The organism is Amycolatopsis sp. NPDC059235, assembly GCF_042754125.1.
Taxonomy (GTDB): Bacteria; Actinomycetota; Actinomycetes; order Mycobacteriales; family Pseudonocardiaceae; genus Amycolatopsis; species Amycolatopsis albidoflava.
Genome location: NZ_JBHZAG010000172.1, coordinates 1 through 8,136, shown reverse-complemented (window position 1 = coordinate 8,136; position 8,136 = coordinate 1). Strand labels below are relative to the sequence as shown.

Annotated in this window: 9 protein-coding genes; 4 read left to right on the top strand and 5 right to left on the bottom strand. The window is 70.4% G+C overall.

Features of this window, described 5'->3' with window-relative positions:
* Positions 1-98 precede the first annotated feature (98 nt).
* Both ACFXI3_RS46690 and sigE read right to left on the bottom strand, forming a co-directional pair.
* Entirely contained in the window at positions 99-773 is a 675-nt protein-coding gene (locus ACFXI3_RS46690) for an anti-sigma factor family protein (RefSeq protein ID WP_378408648.1), read from the bottom strand.
* Positions 770-1,384 (bottom strand): RNA polymerase sigma factor SigE, encoded by a 615-nt coding sequence (gene sigE / locus ACFXI3_RS46685; RefSeq protein ID WP_037353366.1) that lies wholly within the window; start codon positions 1,382-1,384, stop codon positions 770-772. The genes ACFXI3_RS46690 and sigE overlap by 4 nt, the downstream gene beginning before the upstream one ends.
* 224 nt (positions 1,385-1,608) lie before the next feature.
* Here sigE and ACFXI3_RS46680 point away from each other — a divergent pair, with 224 nt between their 5' ends.
* Positions 1,609-2,265 (top strand): O-methyltransferase, encoded by a 657-nt coding sequence (locus ACFXI3_RS46680; RefSeq protein ID WP_344288622.1) that lies wholly within the window; start codon positions 1,609-1,611, stop codon positions 2,263-2,265.
* Positions 2,266-2,297: 32 nt separating this feature from the next.
* Here the strand turns inward: ACFXI3_RS46680 and ACFXI3_RS46675 are convergent, their stop codons facing one another.
* Positions 2,298-3,488 carry an MFS transporter gene (locus ACFXI3_RS46675; RefSeq protein WP_378408646.1) on the bottom strand — a complete coding sequence of 397 codons (1,191 nt, stop codon included), beginning with the start codon at positions 3,486-3,488 and terminating at the stop codon, positions 2,298-2,300.
* Positions 3,489-3,551: 63 nt separating this feature from the next.
* Here ACFXI3_RS46675 and ACFXI3_RS46670 point away from each other — a divergent pair, with 63 nt between their 5' ends.
* The gene (locus ACFXI3_RS46670; protein ID WP_344288627.1) at positions 3,552-4,448 is read left to right on the top strand and encodes a LysR family transcriptional regulator; all 897 of its coding nucleotides are present in this window, start codon (positions 3,552-3,554) and stop codon (positions 4,446-4,448) included.
* Positions 4,449-4,530: 82 nt separating this feature from the next.
* Complete coding sequence (map, locus tag ACFXI3_RS46665) at positions 4,531-5,319, top strand: type I methionyl aminopeptidase (RefSeq protein WP_378408643.1); 789 nt, start codon at positions 4,531-4,533, stop codon at positions 5,317-5,319.
* On the opposite strand, the gene ACFXI3_RS46660 is transcribed toward map, so the two are convergent.
* Both ACFXI3_RS46660 and ACFXI3_RS46655 read right to left on the bottom strand, forming a co-directional pair.
* Complete coding sequence (locus ACFXI3_RS46660) at positions 5,316-6,755, bottom strand: leucyl aminopeptidase family protein (RefSeq protein WP_378408641.1); 1,440 nt, start codon at positions 6,753-6,755, stop codon at positions 5,316-5,318. The two genes, map and ACFXI3_RS46660, sit on opposite strands and share 4 nt — an antisense overlap.
* 88 nt (positions 6,756-6,843) lie before the next feature.
* Positions 6,844-7,011, bottom strand: coding sequence for a DUF3117 domain-containing protein (locus ACFXI3_RS46655; protein WP_005155393.1), 168 nt, complete (start codon positions 7,009-7,011; stop codon positions 6,844-6,846).
* A gap of 202 nt (positions 7,012-7,213) precedes the next feature.
* Between ACFXI3_RS46655 and ACFXI3_RS46650 the strand changes: the two genes are divergently transcribed.
* Positions 7,214-8,008: an enoyl-CoA hydratase-related protein gene (locus tag ACFXI3_RS46650; protein WP_378408640.1), complete on the top strand. Its 795-nt coding sequence runs from the start codon at positions 7,214-7,216 to the stop codon at positions 8,006-8,008.
* Positions 8,009-8,136: the final 128 nt, after the last annotated feature.

The following is an 8,136-nucleotide window of genomic DNA, read 5'->3' as shown; positions in this document are numbered from 1 at the left end:
GACAAGCACCCCCGCGCCGTAGTCACACTCAGCTTCGGGGTGGTGGCCCCCACCCGAGCGCAATGTCGCCGCCAGGCGACGAGCCGCCCGCGAGAGACCTACCGAGCCGCCACAGCAGCCCCAGCCCGAACCATCCCCGGCTCCGGCTCAACCTCCGGAGCCACCGACTCCGCCTCGCCCCCCGACCGAGGCACAGTCATCTGCGCCGGAAGCAAGTTCGCATTAGGCACCCGAACCGGCCCGGTCCCCGTGGTCCCTTCCCCGCTATCCGCCGAAGTCCCGACGAGCGCGAGCGCGCTCAGCACGAGCCCGGACACCACGACCCCGGCCCCTTGCGCCGCCCGTTTCCGGCTGAAAGCGAACCGACCGCCGCCGAGCACGTTCGCCGACTGCCCGAGCGGCGCGGTTGTTCCCAACGGCGCGGTACCCCCGAGCACTCCCGCGTCACGCAGCCCGGCCACCCGCTCCGGCCGCTGGATCGCCACCAGCTGACCATCCGCGGTGACCGCGAGATTATCCGGCGTACCAGGAAGATCAGTGTGCTCCGGAATCGACCGAAGACTGGCCAGGAACCCAGCCGACATCGACGGCGCACCCGCGTCCTTCACCGCCGCGACAGCCTGCCGCTGCGAGGTCACCTCGGCCGCGCAGTCCGGGCAGCGCGCGAGGTGCGCGAGCGCCCGGTCGTGGGCGACCGGCGTCAGCTCGCCGTCGACCAGTGCGACTACCGCGTCGGGCATGAGGTGGGATTCGGCGAAACGCCAGCCGGTCATACGGACACCTTCGCAGATTCCTCCCGGGTCGCGCGACGGCGCTCGAGCGACGCGCGCAGCGCCGAGCGGCCGCGGTGGATGCGGCTGCGCACGGTGCCGAGCTTGACGCCCAGCGTCGCGCCGATCTCCTCGTACGACAGTCCTTCGACGTCGCACAGCACGACCGCGGCCCGGAACTCCGGGGGCAGCTCGTCGAGCGCCTCCTGCAGGTCTGGGTCCAGGTGGGTGTCGCTGTAGTGCTGCTCCGGGCTCGGGTCGTCGCCGACGATCCGGTCGGTGTCCTCGGGCAGTCCCTCCATGCGCACGCGCGAGCGGCGGCGCGCCATGTCGAGGAACAGGTTCGTGGTGATCCGGTGCAGCCAGCCCTCGAAAGTGCCCGGCTTGTACGACGCGAGCGACCGGAAGACGCGGATGAACGTCTCCTGGGTCAGGTCTTCGGCGTCGTGCGTGTTGCCGGTGAGGCGGTAGGCGAGCCGGTAGACGCGGTCGGCGTGTTCGCGCACGACCTCGTCCCACGAGGGCGGCGTCCAGGCCGCCTCGGCTGCGTCCACGGTCACCGGAGCGGCCTCCGGCAGTTCGGCGTTCTGCATCAGGGGAGCAGGCACCTCCATCTGGGTCAACTCCTCTTCACCTCTGCCAACGCGGGCCGGGCACACGGTGTTCCCGTGTGGTTGAGACTCAGTCTGTCCGGCTTCCTTATGGAACTCATGAGACCGATCTGAGAGCAGCCTGAGAAGTTGGCCTTTCCAGGGTTTTCGCGGGCTTTCCCGGGACCGGAGGGCGCTTACCAGGGAGCCTTCGCTGATTTATCGACAACCAGCGCTAACCTTCGCGCGTGAGTTCGGGGACAGAGGCGGCGGCCGAGACCGGGGCGGTCGGCGCCGAGCAGGTCGACGGGTACCTGCCCGACGACGACGTGCTGACCGCGGCGCGGCTGCGCGGGGCCGACCTCGGTTGCGCCCCGCTGGCTCCCGGAGCAGGCACGACGCTGCGTTTTCTCGCCGCGACGGTCGCCGCGCGGGCGGTCGTGGAGGTCGGCACCGGATCCGGCGTGAGCGGGCTGTACCTGCTGCGCGGGATGGCCGCCGACGGCGTGCTGACCTCGATCGACGTCGAACCGGAGTACCAGCGGGCGGCGCGCAAGACCTTCCTCGAAGCGGGCTACCCGCCGGGCCGGATGCGGCTCATCGTCGGCCGCGCGCTGGACGTGCTGCCGCGGCTCACCCCCGGCGGCTACGACCTGGTGTTCGTCGACGCCGCGCGGATCGAGTACCCCGGCTACTACGAGCAGGGCGTCGCGCTGCTGCGCCGCGGCGGGGTGATCGTGTTCCACCAGGTCCTGGCGGGCGGGCGGCTCACCGACCCGGCCCGGCGCGACCCCGAGACGATGGCGCTGCGCGAGGTCGCGCGGGCCGTGCGCGAGGACGACCGGCTGGTCCCGGCGCTGCTGCCGGTCGGCGGCGGACTACTGGTGGCCACGGCGTGCTCGTGAGTGTTCAAGCCGGTTAGAACCGGCATCGCCACTCACGACCCCACCAGCACCCGCTCCTCTCGCCGCGCCCTTGTGCCCACCTGCACCGCCACCACAGCCAGCCCCAGCCACACCACCACAGCCACGATCAGCCAATCCCACCCAGCCCGCCCGTAAACAACACTGCCGACCCCGCCGCCGACGCTGCTGCCCAGGTAGTACATGAGCATGTACAGCCCGCCGACCTGGCCGCGCGCGTTCTCCGGGGCCTCGGCCGCGGCCCAGCTGTTCGCGATCGAGTGCGCGGCGAAGAAGGCCGTTGTCAGCACCAGAAAACCGACGACGATCAACGGCAGCGAATCCGGGATCGTCAACAGCGCGCCGACCGCGGTCAGCAGCAGCACCCCGACCAGCGCCTGCCGACGCCCGATCCGCGCGGACAGCCGGTTGGCCGTGGCCGACGAGACCGAGCCCAGCGCGTACGACACGAACACCAGCGACGCGATCGCCGGCGACAGGTTCAGCGGCTCGCCGGTCAGCCGGAACCCGGCCGCGTTGTACAGCGCGACGAACGCGCCCATGGCCAGCAGTGCGACGGCGTACTGCGCGAGCAACACCGGCCGCCGCACCGCGGTAAGCAGGCCGACGCCGATGTCGCGCAGGCCTTGCCGCTCCCCCGTCTTGACCGGCGAAGGCGGCAGCATCACCACTGTCACGACCGCGCAGACCAGCGAAATCCCGGCCACCACGTACAGCGCGCCGCGCCAGCCGAACGGACCGGCGGTGAACCCGGTGGCCAGCCGTCCGGTCATGCCGCCGATGGTGTTGCCCGCGATCATCGCCCCGACCGCGGCCGCGACGCCGGTCTTCCCGAGCCGTTCCACGAGGTAAGCCGTGGCCACGCCGGGGAATCCGGCGATCGCGACGCCCTGCACCGCGCGCAGCACCAGCAGCAGCGAGTAGTCCGGCACCAGCGGCAGCAGAAGCCCGAGCACCGAGGAGATCACGACGGACGCGATGATCACCGGCCGCCGGCCGACCACCTCGGACAAGGCGGCGATGGGCAGCACGGAAATCGCCAGCGCACCGGTCGCCACGCTCACCGCGAGCGCCGCGCCGCCGGGATCGAGGCGGTACTGCCCGGCGAGCTGCGGCAGGACCGCTTGCGGCGCGTAGAGCAGGGCGAACGACGTGAAGCCCGCGGCGGCGACCGCGACCTTGACCCGGCGGGCGGAGGAAAGCATGACCTTGAAAGTAAGCTTGGCTAATCAATACGTCTAATACGTTGATCTGCCATCATTCATACCGTGCCGAATGAGAGCCTCACCGCGCAGCTCGTCCCGCACCTGTCTCTGCTGGCCACGCTGCGGAGCACTGGAAACGTCACCCGCACGGCCGAGATCCTCGGAGTGCCGCAACCCACAGTCAGCAGGCGGCTGGCCGCACTGGGACACGCCCTCGGCGCACCGCTGACCGTGCCCGACGGCCGGGGCGTCCGGCTCACCCGCGCCGCCGAATTGCTGGCTGACGCCGCGGAACGCGCACTGCCGGTGGTCGACGCTGGAGTCCGCCTCGCCCGCGAGGAGATCGAACCGGCGAGCGGGCGCGTCGTGCTCGGCTTTCTGCACCTGCTCGGCCGGTCGCTGGTGCCGGAATTGCTGCGCGCGTATCGCGAACAGGCCCCGACCGCCCGGTTCTCCCTCGTACAAGGTTCGCTGCAGGACATGGTCGACCGGCTCGTGTCCGGCGAACTCGATCTCGCCCTGCTCGCCCCGGTCGTCGAGGACGAACGGCTGGAGACGGTCGTGCTCGACCGGCAGCCGATCCACCTGTCGGTTCCCGCCGGACATCGACTGGCCGGACGACGCAGCGTGCGCGTGGCGGAGCTGGCCGACGAGCCGTTCGTTCTCCTGGAACCCGGCTACGGTCTGCGAAGGATCACCGACGACCTCTGCGCCGCCGCCGGTTTCACGCCGAAGGTCGCCTTCGAGGGCCAGGAATCCGACACTGTCCGCGGACTCGTCGGCGCAGGCCTGGGCGTCGCGCTCCTGCCCCGCTTCGAACCCGGCTCCCCGGCCGGCGTCGCGGAGGTCCCGCTGCACCCGCCGGTCCACCGGACGATCGGGCTCGCCTGGCGCGCCGGGGAGCCGCTTTCGCCCGCCGTCCAAGCATTCCGGGACCATGTGCTCGGCAGGACGGACTAGCGGCCAGGGTGGTATTTGTATCCCGGTACCGTGCTAGCGTTTCCGGTATAGAAATACCGGAACCTGAGGACGCGAGGTAGTCGTGATCGAGCTGAAGACGCCTGCGGAGATCGACCGCATGCACGTGACCGGGCGGTTCATCGCCGAGGTGCTGACCGAGGTCGGCAAGCTCGCCGACGTCGGCGTGAACCTGATGGACCTGGAACACCACGTGCGCGGCATGATCAAGCGGCGCGGAGCCGTCTCGTGCTACTGGGACTACGCGCCGTCGTTCGGCGAGGGCCCGTTCCGCAACGTCATCTGCTTGTCGGTCAACGACGCCGTCCTGCACGGCCTGCCGCACGACTACACCCTCCGCGACGGCGACGTGCTCACTGCGGACATCGCGGTCACCATCGACGGCTGGGCCGCGGACTCCGCGCGCACGGTCATCGTCGGCACGCCCGCCGAGGAGGACCAGCGGATCATCCGGGCCACCGAGGAAGCGCTCGAAGCCGCGATCAAGGCATCGCGCGCGGGCAACCGGCTCGGCGACATCTCGGCCGCGATCGAGGAGGTCGCGACCGGCTACGGCTACCCGGTCAACACCGAGTTCGGCGGGCACGGCATCGGCCGCACCATGCACGGCGAACCGCACGTGTCCAACCGCGGCAAGGCAGGCCGGGGCATGAAACTCCGGCCGGGCCTGACGCTCGCACTGGAACCGTGGCTGGCGCGCACGACGGACAAGATCGTTTACGACCCGGACGGCTGGACCATCCGCTCGGCCGACGGCTCGCGTACCGCGCATTCGGAGCACACGGTGGCGATCACCGACGGGGAGCCGATCGTGCTCACCCGCCGGGACGAAGAGCTGGCGGGCAAGAACTAGCCCTCGTAGGAGGCCGCGAACTCCACCAACGTCCGAGCAGCGAACCCCGACGCGCCCGGCACCACGTCGTCATACGGCTTGTCCGCGCGCGCCGGGCCCGCGATGTCCAGGTGTGCCCACGGCAGCCCCGCCGTGAACTCGCGCAGGAACAGCGCCGCCATGATCCCGCCGGGGCCGCCGGGGGCCTGCCGGACGTCGCCCAGCTCGCCTTCGATGCCGGTCGCGTAGTCCTCGACCAGCGGCATCCGCCACCACGCCTCACCGGCGCGGGCACCAGCCTCGATCACCCGCGCGGCGAGGTCGTCGTCGGTCGCGAAGACGCCGCCGGTGCGCACGCCCAGCGACACCTTCATCGCGCCGGTCAGCGTGGCCGCGTCGACGATCAGGTCCGGCTTGAACTGGGCGATGCCGTACGCGAGCGCGTCCGCCATCACCATCCGGCCCTCGGCGTCGGTGTTGCCGACCTCGGTGGTCTGGCCGCCGTAGTGCCGCACGATGTCGCCCGGCCGGTACGAGCCGCCGGAGACGTGGTTTTCCGCCGCGGGCACCAGCGCGGTGACGCGTACCGGCAGCTTCAGCTCGGCGATCGCGCGCATCGCGGCGATCACGGCCGCGCCGCCCGCCATGTCGGTGCGCATCAGGTGCATGCCGTCGGCCGGTTTCAGCGAAATGCCGCCGGTGTCGAAGGTGATCCCCTTGCCGACGAACAGCAGGTGCTTCGTCGCGCCGCGCGGGCGGTACGCCATTTCGATCAACCGCGGCGGCGAAACCGAACCGCCGCCGACCGCCAGGACTCCGCCGAACCCCTTGTCGGCGAGCCACTTCTCGTCTCGCACGGTCACGTCGACGGTGCCGCCCAGCACCTTCGCCGCGGTGTTCGCCAGCCATGCTGGGTTCTTGATGTTGGACGGCGTGTTCGCGAGATCGCGCGTAAAGGCAGCAGCCGCCGCGAGAACGCGTACGCGCGCGACTGCGTCTGCGTACGAGGGCACGGCGCGCTCGTGCGCGACAACGAGGCGTACGGCGGGTACCGGCGGCTTCGGCTCTGTCGTGGTGACCACAAACCGGTAACCGCCCAACGACAGTCCAACCGCGAATTCGGCGGCGTGCTCCGCTGTCGCGTCTTCGGGCAGTACGACCTGGACTGTCCGGATCGGACGGTTCTCGGCCGCTTCGCGCATCGCGCGCGCCAACGCGGCACCGGTGCGGCGAAAGTCCTTGGGCGCACCTTCGCCGATACCGGCGACCCAGCGCGGGCCGTCGCCGTCTTCGGGCACTTCGCGCACTTCGGCGGTGCGTCCGCTCGACCCGTACGCTGCGCCTTCCTCCGCCTCGGCCGGCGCGACCAGCACTGCTCGCGGGATTCCGCGGCGCGTCGCGGCGACGACCTCGATTTCGGGCAGCTTCGTGGGAACGGGTGGTAGCGAGTTACGCACAGCGAGCAACCTTAGGGCACAGACGAACCGACCCCGGCCTCCAAGAGGAGACCGGGGTGCACAGTGGACAGAGCGGGGAGAGCGCAGGTCAGCCAGTGACCTCCTGCAGCGCAGCGCCGAGGTCCTTCGCTTCCTCCGCGGAGAGCTCGACGACCAGCCGGCCGCCACCCTCCAGTGGCACCCGCATGACGAGGCCCCGCCCCTCCTTGGTCACTTCGAGGGGACCATCTCCGGTCCGGGGCTTCATGGCCGCCATAGCGTGCTCCCTCCGTCTCAACCGGCGCGCCCGGGTCGCGCACTCCCATGCCAGCCGGGTCTCGTCCCCCATTGTCCCTCATCAGCGCCCGGGCGCGAACGCGGACCGATCATTTGCCGCCGCATCGGTGCTGGTATGCCGCCCGCCGAGGGTGCGAGACTCAGTCCCGAGAACCCGAGCCGCCGCTTCAGAGGAGCATTTCGTGACCACATCCGACGTCCTGTTGACCGCCGACGCCGACGGCGTGCGCACCCTGACCCTGAACCGGCCGGAGGCGTACAACTCGCTGACCGTCGAGCTCAAGGAGCGCCTGCTCGCCGAGCTGCGCGCGGCCGCCGAGGACCCGGACGTCCGCGCCGTCGTGCTCACCGGGACCGGCAAGGCGTTCTGCGCCGGACAGGACCTCAAGGAGCACGTCGGCCTGCTGCAGGCGAACGACCCGGCCCCGCTGCACACGGTCAGCGACCACTACAACCCGATCGTCAAGGCCATCACCGGGATGCCGAAGCCGGTCATCGCGGCGGTGAACGGCACTGCGGCCGGCGCTGGGGCGGCCTTCGCTTATGCGAGTGATCTGCGGATCGCGGCTGAGTCGTCTTCGTTTTTGATGGCGTTCGCGAATGTCGGGCTGGGGCCGGACTCGGGGGCGTCTTGGACGTTGCAGCGGTTGATCGGGTACGGGCGGGCTGCTGAGTTGATGCTGATGGCTCGGACGGTGGACTCGGCTGAGGCGTTGCGGATCGGGCTTGTCGGGGAGGTCGTGCCGGACGAGGAGCTGGCGGCTCGGGCGCAGAAGGTGGCTGCGAAGTTGGCTGGGGGGCCGACGGTGGCTTACGCGAAGATCAAGGGGGTGTTGGCGGTGGCGGCTGAGTCTTCGTTGGAGGAGGCGTTGGCGGCTGAGGATGCGGCGCAGACTGCGTTGGGGGCTACTGCTGATCACGCTGAGGCGGTGGAGGCGTTTGTGGGGAAGCGTCGGCCTAACTTTCAGGGGAAGTGAGGCTTAGAGAGGCGCGGCGGAGCCGCTGAAAAGAGCGGCTGCGCCGCGAAAAGAAGGGTGCGGTGGGGCACCCCGAAGCTTGATTGTGCTGACGGTCTGGGGTGGCTTGTCAAGGCGGGAAAGATGCC